Consider the following 22,975-nt stretch of genomic DNA (forward strand, 5'->3'; position numbering starts at 1 on the left):
ATGAAAGGCAGTCTCATCACATCGGCCGTCCTGCATGTGCTGGCGCTGGTCTTGGCGCTGGTCACCATCAGCGCGCCTCAGTCCTTCGACGTCGCCGACGTCGAGGCGCTGCCGGTCGACATCGTGCCGATCGAGGAGATCACGCAGATCCAGCAAGGCGACAAGAAGGCTCCGGTCGCCGAGAAGTCCGCCCCCGTCCCGACCCAGAAGCCGGCCTCGGTCGAGAACGCCGAAAACCTCGGCGACAACAAGGTCGACCTGAAATCGGTGCCGACCCCGAACGCCAAGCCGAACAATGCCGAATCCTCCGCCGCGCCGGAAAAGGTCGAGAAGGTCCAGCCGAAGCAGGACGACGTGACCAACGACGTCCAGGACATCATCAAGGAAGACACGGCGACCAATCCTTCGACCGAAGTCGCCAAGGCCGAGCCGCCGAGCGAGGCGAAGCCCGAGCCGGCACCAGAAGCGAAGCCGGAAGCCAAGCCTGAGGAAACGGCGGCCGAAGAAATCCCGCTGCCGGAAAGCGTGCCTCTGCCGGCCGCAAAGCCGAAACCGGAAAAGCCGAAGCCCGCCGAGAAACCGGCCGAGAAAAAGCCGGCCGAGACCCAGACGGCGAAGGCTCCGGACAAGAAGAAGGCCGACAAGAACCAGGAGTCGGCGAAATCCAAGTCGTCGAAAGAAAGCGATTTCAACGCCGACGAGATCGCAGCCCTCTTGAACAAGAACGATCCGACGGCCGGCGGCGCCAAGGCGTCCCAGGACAAGGCAGCGTTCGGCGGCAAGAAGACCACCGGCGGCTCGAAGCTCAGCCAGAGCGAGATGGACGCCCTCAAAGGCGTGATCCAGAACAACTGGTCTTTCATTCCCGGCCTCGCCGGAATGGAGGGCATGGTCATCCGGGTGAAGTTCCGGCTCGATGAATCCGGCAACCTGATCGGAGATCCGGAGGTCACCGCCAGCGGCGGCGAAGCCTCCACGCAGCAGGTCATGATGGCGAGTGCACGGCGTGCGGTCCTGCGCTCGGCGCCCTTCACCAATCTTCCACCCGACAAATATGACGCCTGGTCGGAGGTCATCGTGAACTTCGACCCCAGCGAAATGATGTAAAAAGCTAAAGGCCTGAAACGAATGATGAAGCTCAATCTTCTTCGATATCTGGCGGTGATCGTCGGCCTTGCCGGCGCCTTCGCGACGCCGGCGAACGCGCTCGTCGAGATCAACATCAACAAGGGCAATGTCGAACCGCTGCCGATCGCGGTCACCGACTTCGTGTCGGGTGACGACATCGGCGCCCGGATATCCCAGGTAATCGAGGCGGACCTGAAACGCTCGGGGCTGTTCGCCCCGGTCAACCGCCAGGCCTTCATCGAAAAGGTCTCCAACCCGGACAAGGCTCCGCGCTTCGAGGACTGGAAGGTCGTCAACGCCCAGGCGCTCGTCGTCGGCCGGATCAACAAGGAAGGCGACGGTCGTCTTCGCGCCGAGTTCCGCCTGTGGGACACCTTCGCCGGCCAGCAGATGACGGGCCAGCAGTTCTTCACCCAGCCGGAGAACTGGCGCCGTGTCGCCCACATCATCGCCGACGCGATCTATGAGCGCATCACCGGCGAGAAGGGCTACTTCGACACCCGCGTCGTCTTCGTTTCCGAAAGCGGCACCAAGGCCGACCGCAAGCGCCAGCTCGCGATCATGGACCAGGACGGCGCCAACGTCCGCATGCTCACCAACACCAAGGACATCGTGCTGACGCCGCGCTTCTCGCCGAGCCGCCAGGAAGTGACCTACATGTCCTTCGAAGGCCAGCAGCCGCGCGTCTACCTCCTGCAGCTCGAAACCGGGCAGCGCGAGGTCGTCGGCAACTTCCCCGGCATGACCTTCAGCCCGCGCTTCTCGCCCGACGGCCAGCGGGTCATCATGAGCCTGCAGCAGGACGGCAACGCCAACATCTACACGATGGACCTGCGCTCGCGCACGACGACGAGGCTCACCAACACCGCGGCGATCGACACCTCGCCGTCCTATTCCCCGGACGGGGCGCGGATCGTCTTCGAAAGCGACCGTGGCGGCCGCCAGCAGCTCTACGTCATGAATGCGGACGGCTCCGGCCAGAACCGCATCTCCTTCGGCGACGGCTCCTATTCGACGCCGGTCTGGTCGCCGCGCGGCGACCTCATCGCCTTCACCAAGCAGTCGGGCGGCAAGTTCTCGATCGGCGTGATGAAGCCCGACGGTTCCGGCGAACGCATCCTGACGACCGGCTTCCACAACGAGGGCCCGACCTGGGCGCCGAACGGCCGCGTCATCATGTTCTTCCGTCAGGCCGCCGGCGCCGGCGGGCCGCAGCTCTACTCGATCGACCTCACCGGCTACAACGAGCAGATGATCCCGACGCCGACCTACGCCTCGGACCCGGCCTGGTCGCCTCTCCTCGAATGAGGCGCAATTGCGCCTCTTTCTTGCCGCAAAGTGCTGCAAATCAGGCACTTTCAGCGGTTCTTTAGGACTTTGCTAACCATGTTCCTTCGATGCCGGTTAACCTAGAACGGTTAGAGTCCGGCAACCCTAACCGAAGACATTCAAGGAGAGACCGGCGATGAGCCGTACTTACGTTCCGGCCACGAGCCGCATGCAGAAACTCGCGAGCAATCCCGCCATCGTCGCGCTGGCCCTCACGCTTGCCCTCGCCGGCTGCGCCTCGAAGAAGAACCTTCCGAACAGCGCCTCCGACCTCGGCCTCGGCGCGGGCGGAGCGGGCACCCCCGGTTCGCAGCAGGACTTCACCGTGAACGTCGGCGACCGCATCTTCTTCGACACCGACAGCTCGTCGATCCGTGCCGACGCCCAGCAGACGCTCGACCGCCAGGCCCAGTGGCTGATGAAGTATCCGCAGTACGCGATCACCATCGAAGGCCATGCCGACGAACGCGGCACCCGCGAATACAACCTGGCACTCGGCGCCCGCCGTGCCGCCACGACCCGCGACTACCTCGCCTCGCGCGGCGTTCCGGCGAACCGCATGAAGACCATCTCCTACGGCAAGGAACGTCCGGTCGCCGTCTGCGACGATATCTCCTGCTGGTCGCAGAACCGCCGCGCGGTCACCGTGCTCGGCGGCGGCGCCGGCCTCTGAGAACAAGCATTCCGACCGATTATCGAAGGCGACTCCCGCAAGGGGGCCGCCTTCAGTCTTTTCTCCATACTTTGGCCGAACTTCGGTTGCTTTTTACCCGCGATTGGAAAGAATCGGCTGTCCGCGCCGGCGTGCGCGAGGATCAGATCGAAACAGGAAACTTGACATGAAACGACTTGCCATGGCCGCGATGCTCGCGACGGTCTCGCTGGGGGGACTGTACGGCACCGCGAGCTCCATGCAGCTTATGCCGGGTATCGGTTCGTCGGCGGCGCAGGCACCGGCGAGCACCAATGCGCGGCGGCCGGTCGTGCTCGCCCAGAGCAACGACGCCTCCGTTCGCGTACTCCAGCTCGAAGAAGAGATCCGCACCTTGAACGGCCGGGTCGAGGAAATGAGCTACCAGCTCCTGCAGATGCAGGAGCAGATCCGCAAGTTCCAGGAAGACAACGAGTTCCGCTTCCAGGAACTGGAAAAATCGAAGTCGACCAAGAGCGGGGCACTCGACGCCCCGGTCAAGAGCGGCGCGCAGCAGGACGAGGTCGCCCGCGTCATCACCACCGAGCCCCCGGCATCCGCCGGGGACCCCTCGGGCGCACAGCTCGGCACGCCGGAACAGACCCTCGGCTCGATCGAGCTCGATTCGAGCGGCATGCCCGTCTCCGCATCGATCAACACCAGCGCGCAAGGCGGCACGAACCTGCCCGGCGTCGAAACGCCCGCCGGCACGGGCTCGGCGCAAGTCGCCTCGCTCGGCAGCGAGTCCGACGTCTACCAGAGTGCCTACGGCCATGTGCTTTCCGGCGACTACGGCCTCGCCGAGAACGAATTCAACGATTTCCTGAGCCGCTATCCGCAGAGCCGCAAGGCCGCCGATGCTCACTTCTGGCTGGGCGAAGCACAGTATTCGCAGGGCAAGTACAACGAGTCCGCCAAGACGTTCCTGAACGCGCACCAGGCCTACAGCTCGTCGCCGAAGGCGCCGGAAATGCTGCTGAAGCTCGGTATGTCGCTCGCCGCCCTCGACAACACCGAGACCGCCTGCGCCACCCTCAAGGAAGTGACGCGCCGCTATCCGAAGGCCTCGCGCGCCGTGGTCAACAAGGTTGCGACCGAACAGAAGCGCCTGAGCTGCTGACGCGGCCGTCGCGATGGACGCGCCTGCAGACACCCTGCTCCAAGCAGAGACCTCGCCCGAAGACGCCGTTTCGGATGTCCTGAGGTCGCTCGCAAAGCCCTCCCGCATCCTGGTCGCGATCTCCGGCGGCAGCGATTCCACCGGCCTTCTCCTTGCCCTGCATCAGGCCATCGCCGCAGGCGCACACACCCACACCCTTCTCGCCGCGACGATCGACCATGCGCTGAGGCCGGAATCTTCCGGCGAAGCAGCACGCGTCGCCGAATTCTGCCGCGACCTCGGCATTCCGCACGAAACCCGCCGCTGGCGCGGAGAGAAGCCCTCGACCGGCATTTCCGCCGCCGCGCGGGAAGCCCGCTACCATCTCCTCGCCGATGTCGCCGCCGAGCTTCGCGCCGATCTTCTCGTGACCGGCCACACTGCCGACGACCAGGCGGAGACGATCGCCATGCGCACGGCACGCGCGCCCTCACCCCACGGTCTTGCCGGCATGGCCCCGGCCACCCTCTACGACCGCCGGCTCTGGATCGTGCGCCCCTTCCTCGCCGTCCGGCGCGTGGCGATCCGTGCCTTCCTGACACGGAACGGCTTCGGCTGGATCGATGACCCGAGCAATCTCAACCCCGCCTATGAGCGCGTCCGCACCCGCATGGCGATCGAGGGGACGCCGCCGGCCTTCGACCCAGACGCCGCGATCGGCCGCACCCGCCTCTCCGGCGCGGCGGCAGGCCTTCTGCACGCCACTGCAACGGTCCGGCACGAGACCATCGTCCGGCTCGCGCCCGAAGCGCTCGAAGCCGAACCGGCGGTGCTGCGCCATGCGCTGGCCTTCCTGCTCGCCGTCCTCGGCGGCCGACCGTACCTGCCGGCAGGCGACCAGATGGCCCGGGTCGCCGCCTTCGCGCTTGCGCCCGGACACGGTCGCATGACGGTTGCGCGCACGCTTGTCTGGAAGCGGAGCGACGGCCTCTATCTGATGCGGGAGGACCGCAGCCTGCCGCAGTTGACGCTCGCTCCAGGGAGAACCGCTCTCTGGGACGACCGCTTCCTTGTTACGAATGGCGGCGCAGAGGAGGTCCGTATCGGTCCCGGGCCGAACCTGCCGGTCGGCGACGATGACCGGTCTGTCCCCCGCACGCTTGCGCGTCACCGGGCGCGGGTTCTGCCGCATGTCATCTCCCCGGAGGGCGGTGCGCCCGTCGCGGCCGCCAAAGTGGAGACCCTGTCGGTCGAGCCGGTGCTCGCCCCCTTCGATCATTTTCTGCCGGTTTTCGATCTCGCCGTCGCCGAGGTTCTTGCCGAACTCTTCGGCAGATCCCGGTATCCTGTTGCGCCGATTTAGGTCTTGTTGACGGAAAACGCATTCGTGACATCGGTTTTCCTTGGCAAGGCGGCACCGCAATCCTATGTTAACGGGTAATCATACCGGCCGCAGGCAATGCAGGCTGTTTCTGTTCGGGGAGTTCAATGAACCCAAATTTTCGTAATTTCGCGCTGTGGGCCATCATCGCCTTGCTGTTGATCGCTCTCTTCAGCATGTTCCAGACGTCACCGTCTCAGACCAGCTCGCGCGAAATCCCGTATTCGCAGTTCCTGCGTGAGGTCGATTCCGGCCGCGTCCGTGACGTCACCGTCACCGGCAATCGCGTCGCCGGCACCTATGTCGAGAACGGCACGGCCTTCCAGACCTATGCACCGGTCATCGATGACATGCTGCTCGAAAAGCTGCAGTCGAAGAACGTCATGATCGTCGCCCGGCCCGAGACCGATGGTTCGTCCGGCTTCCTGAGCTATCTCGGCACGCTTCTCCCGATGCTCCTGATCCTCGGCGTCTGGCTGTTCTTCATGCGGCAGATGCAGGGCGGATCGCGCGGCGCCATGGGCTTCGGCAAGTCCAAGGCGAAGCTTTTGACCGAGGCCCACGGCCGCGTGACCTTCGATGACGTCGCCGGTGTCGACGAGGCCAAGCAGGACCTCGAGGAAATCGTCGAATTCCTCCGCGACCCGCAGAAGTTCCAGCGCCTCGGCGGGCGCATTCCCCGCGGCGTGCTGCTGGTCGGCCCTCCCGGTACCGGTAAGACGCTGCTCGCCCGCGCCATCGCCGGCGAGGCCAACGTGCCCTTCTTCACCATTTCCGGCTCCGACTTCGTCGAGATGTTCGTCGGCGTCGGCGCAAGCCGCGTCCGCGACATGTTCGAGCAGGCCAAGAAGAACGCGCCCTGCATCATCTTCATCGACGAAATCGACGCCGTCGGCCGCCATCGTGGTGCAGGCCTCGGCGGCGGTAACGACGAGCGCGAACAGACGCTCAACCAGTTGCTCGTCGAGATGGACGGTTTCGAAGCCAACGAAGGCATCATCCTGATCGCGGCGACCAACCGTCCCGACGTTCTCGATCCCGCACTCCTGCGTCCGGGCCGCTTCGACCGCCAGGTCGTCGTGCCGAACCCGGACATCGTCGGCCGCGAACGCATCCTGAAGGTTCACGCCCGCAACGTTCCGCTGGCGCCGAACGTCGACCTCAAGGTGCTCGCCCGCGGCACGCCCGGCTTCTCCGGCGCCGACCTCATGAACCTCGTCAACGAGGCGGCGCTGATGGCGGCGCGTCGCAACAAGCGCGTCGTCACGATGCAGGAGTTCGAGGACGCCAAGGACAAGATCATGATGGGTGCGGAACGCCGCTCGTCCGCCATGACCGAGGCCGAAAAGAAGCTGACCGCGTATCACGAGGCGGGTCACGCCATCCTCGCCCTCAACGTGCCGGTCGCCGATCCGCTGCACAAGGCGACGATCATTCCGCGCGGCCGTGCCCTCGGCATGGTCATGCAGCTCCCCGAGGGCGACCGCTACTCGATGAGCTACAAGTGGATGGTCTCGCGGCTCGCGATCATGATGGGCGGCCGCGTCGCCGAGGAGATCACCTTCGGCAAGGAGAACATCACTTCCGGCGCCGCCTCCGACATCGAGCAGGCGACCAAGCTCGCCCGCGCCATGGTCACGCAGTGGGGCTTTTCCGACGAACTCGGCCAGGTCGCCTACGGCGAGAACCAGCAGGAAGTCTTCCTCGGCCACTCCGTTTCACAGAGCCGCAACGTCTCGGAATCGACCGCTCAGAAGATCGACAACGAAGTACGCCGCCTGATCAACGAGGCCTATGCGGAAGCCCACCGCATCCTCACCGAGCAGCACGACGAATTCGTCGCGCTGGCCGAGGGCCTGCTGGAATACGAAACGCTGTCCGGCGACGAGATCAAGGCGCTCTTGAAGGGCGAAAAGCCCGCCCGTGACCTCGGCGACGACACGCCGCCGAGCCGCGGCTCGGCCGTTCCAACGACCGGCGTCAAGAAGGACACGGGCGCCAAGGGCGGAGAGCCCGAGGGCGGTCTGGAACCCCAGCCGCACTGACCCCTCCCCGCAGGCACAGCTGCAGGAACACGGGACCGCCGCTCGAAAGACCGGCGGTCCTTTTCGTTTCCGGTAACAGGATATATTGGACATTGACGCGAATTTACGTGCCGTTTCGCGCGTTTTGTGGCATGAGCAGCCCGAGAGGGTGCCGCGCCCTCGTGCCCCGTCTGCGCGCAGCCGCGAGGCGGAACCTGAGACCGCGCGCGGCGCCGCCAACGCATTTTCGGGAGTACACATGTCACGTCGCTATTTCGGTACGGACGGTATCCGCGGACAGTCCAACATCTTTCCGATGACACCGGATCTCGCCATGCGGGTCGGCATTGCCGTCGGCACGATCTTTCGCCGCGGCCATCACCGGCACCGCGTGGTGATCGGCAAGGATACGCGCCTTTCCGGCTACATGCTCGAGAACGCCCTCGTCGCGGGATTCACCGCCGCCGGCCTCGACGTCTTCCTGCTCGGACCGATCCCGACCCCCGCGGTCGCCATGCTGACCCGCTCGCTGCGCGCCGATATCGGCGTCATGATCTCCGCCTCGCACAATCCCTTCGCCGACAACGGCATCAAGCTCTTCGGCCCGGACGGCTACAAGCTTTCCGACGAAATCGAACAGCAGATCGAGGATCTGCTGGACAAGGACATCTATGCGCAGCTCGCGCCGGCGAAGGAGATCGGCCGCGCCAAGCGCGTCGACGGCGACATCTATCGCTATATCGAGTTCGTCAAGCGTACCCTGCCCCGTGACGTCACCCTGCACGGCCTCAGGATCGCCATCGACTGCGCCAATGGCGCCGCCTACAAGGTGGCGCCCGCCGCGCTCTGGGAACTCGGCGCCGAGGTGATCACCATCGGCAACGAGCCGAACGGCACCAACATCAATCTCGATTGCGGCTCGACCCATCCTTCCGCCCTGCAGAAGAAGGTCCATGAGGTGCGCGCCGACATTGGCATCGCGCTCGACGGTGACGCCGACCGCGTCATCATCGTCGACGAGAACGGCGCCATCGTCGACGGCGACCAGCTGATGGCGGTGATTGCCGAGACCTGGGCCAACGACCAGACCCTGAAGGGCAGCGGCATCGTCGCCACGGTGATGTCCAATCTCGGGCTCGAACGCTTCCTCAACGGCAAGGGGTTGAGCCTCGCCCGCACCAAGGTCGGCGACCGCTATGTCGTCGAATACATGCGCCAGCACGACTACAATGTGGGCGGCGAGCAGTCGGGCCACATCGTGCTCTCCGACTTCGGCACCACCGGCGACGGCACCATTGCGGCGCTGCAGATTCTCGCCTGCGTCAAGCGCACCGGCAAGACGGTGAGCGAAATCTGCCACCGCTTCGATCCCGTACCGCAGCTCCTGCGCAACGTTCGTATCTCCGGCGGCAAGCCGCTCGAGGACAAGACGGTGAAGCAGGCGATTGCCGACGCCGAAAGTGAGCTCGCCAAGAACGGCCGCTTGGTGATCCGCCCCTCCGGCACCGAACCGCTGATCCGCGTGATGGCGGAAGGCGACGACCGCGGCCAGATCGAGCGCATCGTCAACGACCTCGTCGGCGTGATCGGCAGCGCGCGCGGCGCAGCGGCGTAGTTCTCGTCTCGGGCATTCAGCCCCTCATCCGCCTGCCGGCACCTTCTCCCCGCAAGCGGGGAGAAGGCCAAATGCCGCAAGGTCTCCGTCCCCTCTCCCCGCGAGCGGGGAGAGGGGACGGGTGACGGGCGCATCTCCATTCCTGGACAAGAAAAGGCCCGGCTGCGCGAGCAACCGGGCCTCTTTTATGTGGTGACTCGACGATCAGGCCGAGAGCTTGGCCATGACCTCGTCGGAAACTTCGAAGTTCGAGTAGACGTTCTGCACGTCGTCGTCGTCTTCCAGCGTGTCGATGAGCTTCATCAGCGACTGCGCCTTCTCCTCGTCGACTTCGATCGTGTTCTGCGGCTTCCAGATCGCCTTGACGGATTCGGCTTCGCCGAGGGCGGTTTCCAGCGCCTTCGAGACTTCGTTGATGTCCTCGAAGCCGCAGTAGATCGTGTGGCCGTCCTCGTCGGTGACGACGTCTTCGGCACCGGCCTCGATCGCCGCTTCCATCACCTTGTCGGCATCGCCGACGGAAAGCTTGTAGGTGATTTCACCGACATGGTCGAAAGAGAAGGAAACCGAGCCGGTTTCGCCGAGCGCGCCGCCGGCCTTGGAGAAGGTGGAGCGCACGGAAGAGGCGGTGCGGTTGCGGTTGTCGGTCAGGGTCTCGACGATGACGGCAACGCCACCCGGACCATAGCCCTCGTATCGGATCGCGTCATAGGTTTCGGCATCGGCGCCCGATGCCTTCTTGATCGCGCGTTCGATGTTGTCCTTCGGCATCGACTGCGCCTTGGCGTTCTGAACAGCCAGGCGAAGCGCCGCATTCATCGTCGGATCGGGCAGACCGGTCTTTGCGGCAACGGTGATTTCGCGCGCGAGCTTGGAGAACATTTTCGACCGCACGGCATCCTGACGGCCCTTGCGGTGCATGATGTTTTTGAACTGTGAATGGCCAGCCATGGCACCCCTGATCACACTTATTGTTGGGAATGGCGCCTTATAAGAGCGAAAACCGCCCGGTTCAAGTGCGGCAGGGCCATTTCCGCCATGGGGGCCGTTCGGGCGGCGGGCAGTTGCGAGGGGGCCGCCCGGCGGCGGCCCCCTGAGGATCAGGCGACGGGCGACAATGCCTCTCGCCGCACGAGCCCGCGGATTGCCTGCTCCTCCGCCGTGAAGGCGGGGTGGGAGACGGCGCCGAAGGCGGCGGCAGCACCCCGCGCCCGCCCGACCCCGTCGGGGAGCGCATCCGTGCCGTCGAGGCGGAAGGAGACCGCCGAAAGCGGACCGAAGAGCAGCGCCCGCTCGAGATCCGGCCGCGCGGAAAGGTCCGGCTCGACCCCGGCATTGCGCGCGAAGCCGAGCGCGGCGACATGCATCGGCAGTGACGGGGACCCGGCCCGCATGGCCTTCGCCCGCGCGACACCTTCCGCCATCTCCGCCTGCGACGGCATCGGCACGATCCCGGCGAAACAATAGCTGATCCAACGTGCCTGTAGCTCCAGCACCGGCAGATAGGGGCCGACGAGATCGTAGAGGCCGAGGAAGGCCAGTCCCGGCAGGTCGGGGTGGAAGGTCTGGTCGTGGAGGTCCATGTGGACGTCATCGAGGCCGAGCGTCGCGGCCGTCGCGGCATCGAGGAAGGGCAGAGACAGGCGATAGCCGGTCCCGAGAATGATGCCGTCGAACTCGCCCCGGCGTCCGCCGCGGAACAGGACGCGGTTACCGTCGATCTCCTCGATCCACGGCATGACCGCGATGCGCCCCTCCGCCACCGCCGGCAGGAACTGCTGCGACTGGGTGACGCCCGCCGCGAAGATGTCGTCGTCGGGGGCCGGCGCGCCAAACTGGGCCGGATTGCCGGCGACGGCGAGCACCTTGGCCCGCAGCCCCGCGGCGAGCTCCGGCGGCGGCAGCACACCGCCGAGAAGCGCTGCGGCACGATTGAACATGACGTGCTCGGTCGGCACACCGGAAATCAGTTTCGGCAGGACATAGCGCTGGCGGCGATTGGCGACCGTGACCCGCGCGCCGCCATAGGCGAGCTCCGAGGCGATTTCGAGCGCACTGATGGAGCAGCCGGCGACGAGCACATGGCGGCCGCGATAGCGTTCGACGCCGTTATACTGGGCGGAGTGGATGGCACCGAGCGATCCGGAAAAGCGGGAAAGCCCCTCGATCTCGGGGACGGACGGCGTACCGCAGCGGCCAGTCGCCACCACGACCCGCCGGAAGACTTCCGAGCGCTCGCGTCCGCCGCTCGCCGAGCGGATGAGCCAGCTGCCGCCGGCCGCAGGTTCGAGGCTCTCCACCCGTGTCGACAGCCGCAGCGTCGGCAACAGTCCCGAGACGAAGGCATAGCGCTCGAGATAGTCGAGCATCTCGTCCTGGGTGAGATAGGTCGCGCTGCCGGGCGCGTGGTCGAGATCAGAAAAGGCGGTCATGATCCGGCTGGTGTTGGTGCGCATCCCCGGCCAGACGGCACTCGTCGCGGAGGTCGAGTTCCACTGGCCGCCCAACCGGGCGGACGCCTCGAAGATGACCGGCTCGAGCCCGTGGGCCGCGAGCCACTTCGCCGCGGCAAGTCCGCCCGGTCCGGCGCCGATCACGGCGACACAATTGTCGGGCATCACTGTCGTTTGCTGTTGCACTTTGCTCTCCTTCAATCGCTGGGAGCCTTGCTAATAGGCGCTTCGACGGCGGCCGTTTCCTAAAAGCTTGCTAAGCCGGGCGGGGGGAATCCTAAAACTTCTCCTGCTGCGCTATGCATGTCGAAAGAGGAGAGATTTCATGCTGGACCACGAACTGGCGGCCTTCATCGAAAGCCCGGTGATGCAGATCATCGGGACGGCCGATGCCGACCGTCGCCCGGAGGTCGGCCGCGGCGTCGGCGCATGGCCGCTCGACGGGCGCCGGATGGCGATCGTCGTCTCCGCCTGGCAGTGGCCCGGCACGGTCGCCAACCTGCAGGACAACGGAATGATTGCCGCAACCTTCTCGCGCCCCTCCGACTATGTGACCTACCAGATCAAGGGCAGGGCGGAGGTGCGGGAGGCCGCCGCGGACGAGATCGAGCGCTCGGAACGCTACATGGTCGCCATGGTCTCCGCGCTGATGCGCCTCGGGATTGCGCCGGACATCATCGCCCCCTGGCTCACTCACCGCGACGCGCGGCTGGTGACGGTCGACGTCGCCTCGGTCTTCGTGCAGACGCCGGGTGCGAAGGCCGGCTCGAAGCTCCGGAGTGCGACGACATGACGATGACCCTTCGCGACCTCGAAGCGTGTTTCGAGGGCGTCATTCCCTCGATCATCGCCACCGCCGACGCCGAAGGCGTACCGAACATTTCCTATCTCTCCCACGTGTCGATGGTCGATGACGAACACGTGGCGCTCTCCAACCAGTTCTTCGCCAAGACCGCCGCCAACATCCGCCTCAACCCGAAAGCGACCCTCGTCGTGGTCGACGGCCTGACGGGCGCGCAGTCCCGCCTGCATCTCGCCTTCGCCTACACGCTGGAGGAAGGGGTCCTCTTCGACCGGCTTGCGCAGGAGGTCGCCGCCGGCGGCGCGCAGGTGGGCTTAAGCGACGTCATGCGGCTGCGCTGCGTCGACGTCTTCCGTGTCGTCGCCATCGAAGCCGTCCCCTCGCCGGTCGAAGTGGCCGCCGCTTCCGCGCGCATGCGGCCGGACCGGCTTGCCGCGGCGGAGAGAATAGTCGCGGCCATCGCCGCGGCGACGGATGCGGGCGGTGTGGTCGACGCCCTGCTCGGCGGAATCGCCGGGCATCTCGGCTTCGACCATGCGCTCCTCTTCCAGAGCTATGGCGAGAAGGCGCAGATCACCGCGATCGGCAGCACCGGCTATGTGCCCTCGGGCATCGGTGCCGAGGTGCCGTTCGGTGAGGGCTTGATCGGATCGGCGGCGGCGAGCGGCAGGATCGTCAAGGTCAGCGACATGAGCCGCATCCGCCGCTTTGGTTCGGCGGTTCGCCACTCCTCGCCGGACGAAAACCGCACGCGCGAGATCGTGCTGCCGGGCATGGCCGAGGCGATGAGCCAGATCGCCGTGCCGCTCGTCGTCCAGGGACATGTCGAGGGCGTCCTCTTCGTCGAGAGCGGGAGGCGTCTCGCTTTCACCCGCGAGGACGAGGCAGCGCTCTCGATCGTCGCCCGGCAGGCGGCGGTGTCGCTCGCACTCTGCGAACGCATGTCCTTCGACCCGGAGGCCGCCTTCCCGGCCGATGCGGCACCTGCCGCCGGCGGCAGCCGGATCGATGTCGCCCATCACCCCTTCGACGACAGCGTCTTCATCAACGGCGATTATGTGATCAAGGGCGTCGCCGGGCGGCTGCTGGTACACATGCTCGGCCAGTATCTCGACGGCGGTCGCCGGGAGTTCACCAATCGCGAGATCCGTCTCGACACGAGCCTCCGCCTGCCCGACTACAAGGACAACCTCGAAACCCGACTTCTGCTGCTGCGGCGACGGCTCGACGAGAAACACCTGCCGATCCGCCTCCTGCAGCTCGGCCGCGGCAAGATCGGGCTGGCCGTCGAGGGCGAGGTTCGCCTTACTCGCCGGTAGAGCGAGCCTCAGACGCCCTTCAACACGAGGATCAGCGGCTTTTGCGGCAGCGTGGCCATGGAGACGGTGACGGCGGCGTTGTCGGAAATTTTCCAGTCGAAGCTCTGGTCGAACATCGCGAGGAAATCGGAAATCGGCGGACCGCGGCGATGCATCGGCAGGACCAAGGCCGAGCGGAGCCGCTTCACCGTCCGGCTCATGCTGTCGGCGCCCATGGTGAGACCGCCGTCGACGGGAACCATGACGACGTCGAGCCGCCCGATCTCGGCGAAGTGCCCGTCCGTCAGCTCGTGGTGCAGGTGCCCGAGATGGCCGATGCAGAGCCCCGCGACCTCGAAGATGAAGATCGAATTGCCGTTCACCTCGAAGCCGCCGAAGCTGCGGATGTCGGTGGAGACGTTGCGGATATAGGCGTCGCCGACCACGACGCGATGCACCGCCTTTTCGCCGGGCGTGTCGCTCCATCCGTGCAGGACGTTGGCGATCGCCGGGTCCGGCGCGAGCGTGTAGTGGCTCGAATGCGCCTTGTTCATCGTCACCACGTCCGGCAGGCGCGGCGAGCGCAGCCAGCCGTTATAGTCCGTCGCGATCGAGATCCCGCCGGGCGTCTTGATGAGGAAGGTCGAATGGCCGAGATAGGTGATCGTCACGTCGCGGTCGGCAGCGGCCAACTGGAGCGAGGGGGAAGCATCGAAGCGCACGAAACTAGCCTTCGGCAGGGCATCGGCGACAAGCTGGCATTCGCTGACCGGCGAGCGCTCTTCCCCGGCGCCGGCGGCGCCCGCGGCAAGGATCAGGGAAATGAACGCTATGACAAGTCGCAGCATCATGCCGGCCCCGCACCATCCATCCGATGGTGCAGGATGGGACAGGACGGCGGCGCGGTAAAGCCGGAGAGGCTCACATTTGCGTTAGAGCCGCCGCAGCGGGCTTACCGCCAGAAGTCCGGGATCGTCTCGGTGAGCCGCGGCCCGATCCTGAGCGGCGCAATCCTCTCGGCGAGGCCCGTCCGGTCGGAAATCTCGACGCCGACGCCGCAGATCGTCGCCGGACCGTGGGCCGCCTCGAAGCGCCCCTTCGGCATCTTCGAGATGAAGCGGTTGAGCGGCTCTTCCTTGTCCATGCCGAGCGAGGAGTCGTAATCGCCGCACATGCCGGCATCCGACATATAGGCGGTGCCGCCGTTCAGGATCTGGTGGTCGGCGGTCGGCACGTGCGTATGGGTGCCGACGACGAAGCTCGCGCGACCGTCGACGAAGTGGCCGAAGCACTGCTTCTCGCTGGTCGCCTCGGCGTGGAAATCGAAGACGATGGCGTCGGCCTGCTCGCCGAGCGGACAGGCAGACAGGATCGCCTCCGCCGAGGTGAAGGGATCGTCGAGCTCCGGATGCATGAAGACCCGCCCCATGATGTTGGCGACGAGCACGCGCGCGCCGTTGCGGGCGTAGAAGACGCCCGAGCCCTTGCCCGGCGTCCCCGACGGATAGTTGGCCGGCCGCAGGAACTGGTCGTGGCGCTCACAGAAGGAGACGGCCTCCTTCTGGTCCCACACGTGGTTGCCGGTGGTCACGACATCGGCGCCGGCATTGATGGTTTCGAGGTAGATGTCCTCGGTGATGCCGAACCCGCCGGCGGCGTTCTCGCCGTTGACCACGACGAAGTCGAGCTTCAGGTCGGAAATCAGGCCGGGAAGCCGCTCCCAGACCGCCGTCCGTCCGGTCTTGCCGACCATGTCACCGAGAAAAAGCAACCGCATTCACGTATCCAGTCATCATCATCCAAAAGTCCGCAAGCCATTCTCCGTCACCACGGCTTCCAGCCGGACGTCGTGCGGTTCGAAGGGGACATGTGCCACTTCCTGGCAGGCGAATGCAATGCCGATCAGCCGGGGATCACGCCCTTTTTGCCGCAATCGCGCGATCGCACGGTCGTAGTGGCCGGCGCCGTAGCCGATGCGATGGCCGCGGCCGTCGAAGGCGGCAAGCGGCACCAGGAGAATGTCGGGATCGAGTTCCGCCGCCTCCGGCCCCGGCCCGCGGGTGCCGAAGCCGGTCGAGACGAGCTCGGCAGCGGGCAAGAGCTCGCGGAAGACGATGGTCTCACGGTCGAGCACCACCGGCAGGCAAAGACGCGCGCCCCGCTCCCGCAGCCGCGCCATCAGCGGACGGATGTCGGCCTCCGATCGGATTGGGAAAAAGCCGGAAACGATCGCTCCCGGCTCAAACGCCAGCGCCTCTCCGAAAGCGGCGATCGCCAGGCTGTATTCGATCCGCGTCTCGGTGGGGATCTGGTCCCGCAATTCGAGCCGTTCCTTGCGCAACTGCGCCTTCATCGCCGCTTGTCCCGTCATTCCGTCTTCCTGCCTTGCCGTCGCGGCACATTAGCCGGCGCGCGCGCCTTTGCAAGCCGTTGCCGCCCCATCGGTGGCACCGATAATTGCCGCTCGCAACGGTTGAGGAATGCGCTAACATGCAGACCGTTTCAGCCAGCGCGCGAGGTCTGCATGTTCCTGCTTTCCCATATGCTGAAGTCATTCATCAAGAAGGGCCGGCTGACGGTCATCGACGCCGACGGCAAGCGGCACGTCTTCGGCGGCATGCAGGATGGCCCGCAGGTGACGATGCGGCTGACCGATCCGAAGCTCTACCGCAGTCTCGTCTTCAAGGCGGAGCTCGTCGCCGGCGAAGCCTACATGGACGGCACCATGCGGTTCGAGGAGGGTTCGACACTGCGCGACTTCCTGATGCTGTTTTCGATCAACCGGCTGTCGCTCGGCTCCTATCCGATCCAGAAGGTCATCCGCGCCGTGCGCATGCGGTTCCGCAAGCGCGAGCAGTCGAACCGCAAGGGCCAGGCACAGCAGAACGTCGCCCACCACTACGATCTCGGCAACGACTTCTACAAACTCTTCCTCGACGAGAACATGCTCTATTCCTGCGCCTACTTCCGCGAACCGGAGGAGACGCTGGAACAGGCGCAGCGCAACAAGCTGAGGCTGCTCGCGGCCAAGCTCAACCTGAAGCCCGGCATGAAGGTGCTCGATATCGGCTGCGGCTGGGGCGATCTCGCGCTCTACCTCGCCCGGCTGGAGGACGTTTCGGTCGTCGGCGTGACGCTGTCGAAGGAACAGCACGCGCTCGCGACCAAGAGGGCCGCCGATGCCGGCCTTGCGGGCCGCGTCCGCTTCGAACTCAAAGACTATCGCGATGTGACGGAAACGTTCGACCGTATCGTCTCGGTCGGCATGTTCGAGCATGTCGGTGTGCAGCACTATGACGAGTTCTTCAGGAAGCTGAACGCTCTGATGCCGGACGACGGTGTCGCCCTCATCCATTCGATCGGCCACATGAGCCCGCCCGGCACGACGAGCCCGTGGCTGCGCAAGTACATCTTCCCCGGCGGCTATTCGCCGGCCCTGTCGGAAGTGGTCTCCGTCACCGAGCGGAACAGCCTGTGGGTCACCGACATCGAAGTTCTGCGCGTGCATTACGCGACCACGCTCGCCCACTGGTGCCGGCGCTTCGAGGCGAACCGCGACAAGGTCGTCGCCATGTATGACGAGCGCTTCGCCCGCATGTGGGAATTCTACCTGATCAGTTGCGAGATGATGTTCCGCGCCGGCAGCCAGATGGTCTTCCACCTGCAGCTGTCGCGCAAGCGCGATGCGGTGCCGATCGTGCGGGACTATGTGACCGACAAGCAGCGCGCCTATATCGAACGTGAGAGGGAATTGGATCTGCGGGTGTGACCGCTCAGAGGCCGCCCCACTCGCGCACCATGGCGGCCATCACGCCGGCCGCGTCGCTCCCGTCGGCCTCGAGCCCTTCGGCAACGCCGCGGCGATCGGCCTCGCTGCGGTTCTGGCTAACCTTCCACTTGCCTTCGATGCCGGTGATCTGCACCTCGATGCCGACAATGCCCTTCAGCTGGACGGAGATGAAGTCGTCGGGCGCATCCCCGACGGCCCACGGGATCATGCGTTTGCTTTCATGGCCGTCGGTCAGCCGGCCCACCTGTGCCCTCAGCCACTGGCTGTCCTCGATCACCCGGACCGTGCCCCGCACCTGGACGATGGCATAGTTCCAGGTGGGCACGACCTTGCCGGTCTCGCGCTTCGTCTCGTACCAGGACGGGGTGATGTAGTGATCGGCGCCCTGGAAGACGATGAGAACCTCCGCGCCGCCGGAAAGCGCCCGCCATTGCGGATTGGCTTTCGCCATATGCGCCTGAAGCGTGCCCAGCCCCTCCTCCGTCTTCACCAGCCGGAAGGGGATCGGATTGGCGAGAAGCCCACCCTCTCCGGACGAAATCAGAAGCCCGAGCGGATGGCTCCGGATCAGGGCATGCTGGACCTCGCGACGATCCTCGCGATGATGCGGCGGCTGGTACATGGGAACTCTCCGGGGTGCAGACGGAACGGCCCAATTAGGCAGCAGGGTCATTGCGGGTCAAGACCACCGCCTGCCGCGAAGCCGCGGCGCGAAACAGGGGACCGAAGACCTCTCCGCCCCCTTGATCGAGAAGGAACTCGCGCACGTCGCATTTTCTTGCATCCGTCAAATTCCATTTTGGATTTGCCCGGACAACCAAGGGTTAACCCCAAGGCTTTAGACTGACGTGAAAGCCAACCTCCAAGGGGCACGTCTACATGAAGATCTTTTCGCGCTTCGGCATCACGAAAACGATTACCGTGACGACGGTGATCATCCTGGTCGCGTCGCTCGGCGCGGTCTCCTGGGTTATCTCCAACAGCATCGAGAACCGCATCCAGGAACAGGCCATCGCCGGCCAGAACGCCAGCCTGCGGACGGCGGCCACCTTCATCGAACGCGATCTCCCCGGAACCAAGGTGACCTGGGGGAAAGACGGCAATGTCGCGCGGATCGAGATGGAATCGATCCCGACGGATTTTACGGATCACACCATGATCGACACGATCGGCCGCATGACCGGCCAGACCGCGACGATCTTCGCCTGGGATCCGCAGAGCAAGGACTTCTGGCGCCGTACCACCAACATCATCAAGCCGGACGGAAACCGTGCCGTCGGCACGGCACTCGGCCAGAAGGGCGCCGTCTATCCCTTCGTGACAAAGGGGCAGGTCTATCGCGGCGAGGCCGTGATCCTGGAAACGCCCTACTACACCATCTACCAGCCGATCTTCTCGCCGACCGGCGACGTTCTCGGCATCCTCTATGCCGGTGTCCGCAAAGCTGAGATCAACAGCATCGCGGCCGAGATGACTTACGCGATCGGGATCACGGCACTGATCGTTCTGGCGATCGCCGCAACCCTCATCGCCCTGCTGGTCCGCCGTATCGTCGGTGCCCTGCCTCGCCTCACCGCGGTTGCCGACAGTCTCGCCTCCGGGCATCTCGACGCCGCCGTGCCGGATCAGGATCTCAAGAACGAGATCGGCGCCCTTGCGCGCGCCATCAACGTGTTCCGTGAAAGCGCGATCCAGAAGATCGAGATCGAACGCGAGGCTGCCGATGCCACAGCCCGCAGCGAACGCGAACGCCAGGAACGCGAACTGGCCAAGGTCGAAGACGCGCGCGCCGTTCAGGACGCCATCGAAGTTCTCGCCGGTTCTCTTCAGAAACTGAGCGACGGCGACCTGACGGTCCGCATCGAACGCTCCTTTGCCGGCAACCTTGACAGGCTCCGCGTCGATTTCAACAATTCGGTCGAAAAGCTCGCCGGTACCATGGCGGAACTGCGGGCCGAAACCGCTGGCATCGAGGCGAGCTCCGCAGAGATGCGCTCCGCGACCGACGACCTGTCGAAGCGGACCGAACAGCAGGCGGCATCGCTCGAAGAAACCTCGGCCGCGCTAGAGGAGATCACCTCGACCGTCCGCGGCTCTTCGGCCAAGGCCGACGACGCGGCAAACATGGCGATCAAGGCGCGCCAGAGCACCGAAAACTCCAGCAAGGTCGTCTCCGATGCCATCGAAGCCATGGGCCGCATCGAGCAGGCGTCGAGCGAAATCTCCAAGATCATCAACGTCATCGACGAGATCGCTTTCCAGACGAACCTGCTGGCGCTCAACGCCGGTGTCGAGGCGGCCCGTGCAGGTGAAGCCGGCAAGGGGTTTGCCGTCGTCGCGCAGGAGGTCCGCGAACTGGCTCAGCGTTCCGCCAACGCCGCGAAGGACATCAAGGTCCTGATCAACAGATCCGGCGAAGCGGTCGCCGGTGGCGTGTCGCTCGTGCAGCAGACGGGTGCGGCGCTCGGCGAGATCTCGAACCAGGTGGCGGTGATCAACGAGCATATCTCCGCGATCGCCTCCGCGTCCCGCGAGCAATCAACCGCGCTCAACGAGATCAACAGCTCCGTCAACCATATGGACCAGTTCACGCAGAAGAATGCGGCAATGGTAGAGGAGGCGACGGCAGTCACGCACCGTCTCGCCGACAGTGCACGCAGTCTCGCCGGCCTCGTCTCGCAGTTCCGCATGAGCGACCGCGGCGTGAGCGCTCCCGCCTATCAGTCCGTCGGGCAGGCGCCGCGCGCCGCGACCCCACGTCCGGCGTCGGCCCAGGCACGACCGGTCGCCTCTCCGGCGCGCAAGATGGTCGGAAGCCTCGCCAAGGCTTTCGGCGGCGGCAACACCGCTCCGGCGACATCGCAGGACAGCTGGGAAGAATTCTGACCAGTTCGGGCATCCACAAGCACAAAGCCGTCGCGAATGATCGCGGCGGCTGGTACATGAATGGGGCGATCCTCGAATGCTGCGGTCGGCCGGCATTTGACGCGGCAGGATTTCTCCCGTCAACCCCGGCGGGTTTGCTGCTTCAATTCCAGTGAGATAGAACAGCGACCGGTTCTTCTCACGCTGCACAGTATGTCTGGTTCATTCTCACGGACTGCGGAGGGATCAATGGAGCCAAAAACAACGCGCGGGTCGGGTGGCTAGATTAAGTGTTGAGAACTCTGCTGCGAGCAACTGTTCTGGCCGCCATCCTGATGGTCGCAGCCTTCGGCTATTTCACCAAATCATGGCAATATCCGCAGAGCCTGGCCGAGGCCGTCTGCGCGGGCAACGTTGTCGGTGCTTTCAGAAGGCTTCACGCGGGCGACCTGCCGGACTCGACTGATTCCGCATGGCCTTATGATGGCAGGGCAATGTTCCTGGCGATCGACAATACCGGATGCCCGAAACCGATGGCATTCGGCCTCGTCGACTTGCTGCATTTCTATGGAGCAGATGTGAACCAGACGACAACTTCCGGCTACACCCTTTTGATGCTGGCGGCGGGCGAGGGAAACGAATTCCTAGCCCGGAGACTAATCCGTTGGGGCGCTCGCGTGGACGAACAAGACAGCACCGGCCAGACCGCTCTCATGTACGCGGCCAATTCGGGTCATGGAGACATCGCGCGCTTGCTGATCGAGAGTGGAGCAGACGCCGCCATCGAGAGTAAATGAGATAGGACTGCGCTCAATCTGCGCCGTGGACTCATCGAGGCGGAGTGATCGAGTTGGATGGAGGAAGCGGACGTTCGGGCTGAACCCTCATCACCATCATTGTGAAGCCTAAAACAACATCAAAGACGCAGTAACGTCGGGAGCGGACAATGGCACAGGCGAACGAAAAATGGCTTGAAATTGCCAAGATCCCTCTGCCTGAGCGACTGTCCCTGCGGAGCATAGCGGCTTCGAACCTAGGTAACGTTGCCGAGAGCCGGATTCGCGATGGCTATACGCAAGAAGAGATAGAGGCCGGTGTGGATATGCTCGACCCGGTCGAGCGTCTTCAACAATGGGAACCCGTCAACCCGAGAAGCGTAGCGCTGACCATGTGTCTTACCATCGGTTGGGATGACAACCCAGGAGCCGACGATTTCCACGTCCATGTCGTCACCAACGACCTCAGATCTCATCTGCCCCGCCGATCCAGTGCATGGCTGTTTGTCGATGTCTTTGACTGGAGAGATGTGCTGTCCAGCTTTCTCAATATCTTGAGGAAATGCGAGCGGTCGACGTGGGAGGAAAGCCTTGTTGAACTCAGAAAGCGCTTCGCTTGGGAGTATGAGCGAACGAGCGAGTTTCGCTAGGATAAGTTCGATCGGTTGTTCCGGTCATGACCAGACCAGTTTGCATCCATCCCATCGCGGTTCGGCCGCCAACCATCGTTCTTCCGAGAAAAAGTGCGATCCACGGCAACCGATGGAGTTTTTACGATCCTGGGCGCCTACAAAAGTAGGTGGGCGCCGTGTGTCCAAGCCCACGGGCCTGGCCAGGGACAGCTCCCTCTGGATCGAGTATGGCCCCAGGGATTGTGGTTTCCTGTCGTGAGGCGCAGACCGCGATCCCTGATATAAGGTGAAATGCCCCGCCGCGCCAGTGGTCACCTTGTCAAAAAGGTCCGGGACTCAGCTTTCCTGCGCCGCCGCGCTCGATGGGCGCGCCGTCAGCTTGCGGGTGATCGAATTGAGCCGCTCCGCGAGCTCAGTGATGGTCGCGGCGAGCAGTTCTTCCTTGCGCTGGTTTCCCGCGGCCGCCGTATCGCGGCCCTCGCGCAGGCTCGCAAGCTCGCGCTCCATCTCGGCGAGCTTGCGGTTCGTCTCCGAAAGCTCGTCCATCACCATGATCCCGGCCATGACGGTGATCCGCAGATCGCCGATCTCGCCGAATTGCGACTTCAGATGCGAGACGTAGTTGTCGAACCGGGTCGCAAGCTCGACGAGATGCGCCTCCTGGCCCTCCTCGCAGGCCATGCGGTAGGCTTTCCCGTCGATTGTCACCGTTACCTGTGCCATATGCCCTTCCGCATACCGAGACCACGCATCCGTCGACCGTCAGCGGTCGAGCACGGCCCGTATCGTTTCCATCGCCGTCACCAGCCGCCGCGATACCTCGCGATTGACTTCCTCGAGCCGGTTGGCGCGAAACTCCGACTGGTCGAGTTCCTGGGCGAGCCGGGCGCGGTCGGCATGGACGCGCTTGACCTCGCTTTCGACCTCTGCGTTCTCGCGCTGGGCCTCGAAACGCATGTCGACGGCGTTCTCCAGGCCCGAAATCGCCTGTCGCAGGGCGCCGAGCGCCGCCTCAACCGTGTTGTCCGTCGACATTGCTTGTCCCGGCCTTCCGAAAAAAGTCCACCGAATCGGACACCGAAGCCCGCCATC

General features: G+C 64.8%; 21 protein-coding genes and 1 other RNA gene. 13 read left to right on the forward strand and 9 right to left on the reverse strand.

Annotation, left to right across the window (positions count from 1 at the left end; genetic code table 11):
- The 7 genes from tolA to glmM all read left to right on the forward strand — a co-directional run bounded on the left by tolA (position 1) and on the right by glmM (position 9,267).
- The gene (gene tolA, locus DFR48_RS15825; protein WP_114364188.1) at positions 1-1,107 is read left to right on the forward strand and encodes a cell envelope integrity protein TolA; all 1,107 of its coding nucleotides are present in this window, start codon (positions 1-3) and stop codon (positions 1,105-1,107) included.
- 21 nt (positions 1,108-1,128) lie between these two features.
- The gene (gene tolB / locus DFR48_RS15830; protein WP_114364189.1) at positions 1,129-2,436 is read left to right on the forward strand and encodes a Tol-Pal system beta propeller repeat protein TolB; all 1,308 of its coding nucleotides are present in this window, start codon (positions 1,129-1,131) and stop codon (positions 2,434-2,436) included.
- Positions 2,437-2,593: 157 nt separating this feature from the next.
- Positions 2,594-3,130, forward strand: coding sequence for a peptidoglycan-associated lipoprotein Pal (gene pal, locus DFR48_RS15835; protein WP_114364190.1), 537 nt, complete (start codon positions 2,594-2,596; stop codon positions 3,128-3,130).
- 166 nt (positions 3,131-3,296) lie between these two features.
- Entirely contained in the window at positions 3,297-4,268 is a 972-nt protein-coding gene (gene ybgF, locus DFR48_RS15840; protein ID WP_114364191.1) for a tol-pal system protein YbgF, read from the forward strand.
- A gap of 13 nt (positions 4,269-4,281) precedes the next feature.
- Positions 4,282-5,610 (forward strand): tRNA lysidine(34) synthetase TilS, encoded by a 1,329-nt coding sequence (tilS, locus tag DFR48_RS15845; RefSeq protein WP_114364192.1) that lies wholly within the window; start codon positions 4,282-4,284, stop codon positions 5,608-5,610.
- A gap of 125 nt (positions 5,611-5,735) precedes the next feature.
- Positions 5,736-7,673 carry an ATP-dependent zinc metalloprotease FtsH gene (gene ftsH / locus DFR48_RS15850; protein ID WP_114364193.1) on the forward strand — a complete coding sequence of 646 codons (1,938 nt, stop codon included), beginning with the start codon at positions 5,736-5,738 and terminating at the stop codon, positions 7,671-7,673.
- Positions 7,674-7,911: 238 nt separating this feature from the next.
- Complete coding sequence (gene glmM, locus DFR48_RS15855) at positions 7,912-9,267, forward strand: phosphoglucosamine mutase (protein ID WP_114364194.1); 1,356 nt, start codon at positions 7,912-7,914, stop codon at positions 9,265-9,267.
- A 204-nt stretch (positions 9,268-9,471) separates the two neighbouring features.
- Here the strand turns inward: glmM and DFR48_RS15860 are convergent, their stop codons facing one another.
- Positions 9,472-10,218, reverse strand: coding sequence for a YebC/PmpR family DNA-binding transcriptional regulator (locus DFR48_RS15860; RefSeq protein ID WP_114364195.1), 747 nt, complete (start codon positions 10,216-10,218; stop codon positions 9,472-9,474).
- Between the two features lie 149 nt (positions 10,219-10,367).
- Positions 10,368-11,906, reverse strand: coding sequence for a flavin-containing monooxygenase (locus tag DFR48_RS15865; protein ID WP_245415631.1), 1,539 nt, complete (start codon positions 11,904-11,906; stop codon positions 10,368-10,370).
- Between the two features lie 139 nt (positions 11,907-12,045).
- On the opposite strand from DFR48_RS15865, the gene DFR48_RS15870 reads away from it, so the two are divergent.
- Positions 12,046-12,513 carry a pyridoxamine 5'-phosphate oxidase family protein gene (locus tag DFR48_RS15870; RefSeq protein WP_245415632.1) on the forward strand — a complete coding sequence of 156 codons (468 nt, stop codon included), beginning with the start codon at positions 12,046-12,048 and terminating at the stop codon, positions 12,511-12,513.
- Positions 12,510-13,841 carry a GAF domain-containing protein gene (locus DFR48_RS15875; RefSeq protein ID WP_114364197.1) on the forward strand — a complete coding sequence of 444 codons (1,332 nt, stop codon included), beginning with the start codon at positions 12,510-12,512 and terminating at the stop codon, positions 13,839-13,841. The genes DFR48_RS15870 and DFR48_RS15875 overlap by 4 nt, the downstream gene beginning before the upstream one ends.
- 8 nt (positions 13,842-13,849) lie before the next feature.
- Here DFR48_RS15875 and DFR48_RS15880 read toward each other — a convergent pair whose 3' ends face one another.
- The 3 genes from DFR48_RS15880 to DFR48_RS22100 form a co-directional block, all read right to left on the reverse strand.
- A complete protein-coding gene (locus DFR48_RS15880) occupies positions 13,850-14,671 on the reverse strand; it encodes an MBL fold metallo-hydrolase (RefSeq protein WP_245415633.1) in 822 nt (273 codons plus the stop codon).
- Between the two features lie 101 nt (positions 14,672-14,772).
- Positions 14,773-15,597 (reverse strand): TIGR00282 family metallophosphoesterase, encoded by an 825-nt coding sequence (locus DFR48_RS22095; protein WP_210206004.1) that lies wholly within the window; start codon positions 15,595-15,597, stop codon positions 14,773-14,775.
- Positions 15,598-15,615: 18 nt separating this feature from the next.
- A complete protein-coding gene (locus tag DFR48_RS22100; protein WP_210206005.1) occupies positions 15,616-16,191 on the reverse strand; it encodes a 5-formyltetrahydrofolate cyclo-ligase in 576 nt (191 codons plus the stop codon).
- A 153-nt stretch (positions 16,192-16,344) separates the two neighbouring features.
- On the opposite strand from DFR48_RS22100, the gene DFR48_RS15890 reads away from it, so the two are divergent.
- Positions 16,345-17,589: an SAM-dependent methyltransferase gene (locus tag DFR48_RS15890; protein WP_114364198.1), complete on the forward strand. Its 1,245-nt coding sequence runs from the start codon at positions 16,345-16,347 to the stop codon at positions 17,587-17,589.
- A 4-nt stretch (positions 17,590-17,593) separates the two neighbouring features.
- Here the strand turns inward: DFR48_RS15890 and DFR48_RS15895 are convergent, their stop codons facing one another.
- On the reverse strand, positions 17,594-18,232 hold the full coding sequence (locus DFR48_RS15895; RefSeq protein ID WP_114364199.1) for an FMN-binding negative transcriptional regulator: 639 nt from the start codon (positions 18,230-18,232) through the stop codon (positions 17,594-17,596).
- A 257-nt stretch (positions 18,233-18,489) separates the two neighbouring features.
- Between DFR48_RS15895 and DFR48_RS15900 the strand changes: the two genes are divergently transcribed.
- The 3 genes from DFR48_RS15900 (at position 18,490) to DFR48_RS15910 (ending at position 21,901) form a co-directional block, all read left to right on the forward strand.
- Positions 18,490-20,496: a methyl-accepting chemotaxis protein gene (locus DFR48_RS15900; RefSeq protein ID WP_114364200.1), complete on the forward strand. Its 2,007-nt coding sequence runs from the start codon at positions 18,490-18,492 to the stop codon at positions 20,494-20,496.
- A gap of 272 nt (positions 20,497-20,768) precedes the next feature.
- Entirely contained in the window at positions 20,769-21,272 is a 504-nt protein-coding gene (locus DFR48_RS15905) for an ankyrin repeat domain-containing protein (RefSeq protein WP_114364201.1), read from the forward strand.
- 149 nt (positions 21,273-21,421) lie between these two features.
- Positions 21,422-21,901, forward strand: a complete 480-nt coding sequence (locus DFR48_RS15910; RefSeq protein WP_114364202.1) for an Imm8 family immunity protein — start codon at positions 21,422-21,424, stop codon at positions 21,899-21,901.
- A gap of 93 nt (positions 21,902-21,994) precedes the next feature.
- On the opposite strand, the gene ssrS is transcribed toward DFR48_RS15910, so the two are convergent.
- The 3 genes from ssrS to DFR48_RS15925 form a co-directional block, all read right to left on the reverse strand.
- Positions 21,995-22,155, reverse strand: a non-coding RNA gene (gene ssrS, locus DFR48_RS15915) — 6S RNA.
- A gap of 64 nt (positions 22,156-22,219) precedes the next feature.
- Positions 22,220-22,606 (reverse strand): cell division protein ZapA, encoded by a 387-nt coding sequence (locus tag DFR48_RS15920; RefSeq protein ID WP_114364203.1) that lies wholly within the window; start codon positions 22,604-22,606, stop codon positions 22,220-22,222.
- A gap of 39 nt (positions 22,607-22,645) precedes the next feature.
- Positions 22,646-22,918 (reverse strand): DUF4164 domain-containing protein, encoded by a 273-nt coding sequence (locus DFR48_RS15925; protein ID WP_114364204.1) that lies wholly within the window; start codon positions 22,916-22,918, stop codon positions 22,646-22,648.
- Positions 22,919-22,975 lie beyond the last annotated feature (57 nt).

Origin of the sequence: Ciceribacter lividus, from assembly GCF_003337715.1 — a bacterium.
Taxonomy (GTDB): domain Bacteria; phylum Pseudomonadota; class Alphaproteobacteria; order Rhizobiales; family Rhizobiaceae; genus Allorhizobium; species Allorhizobium lividum.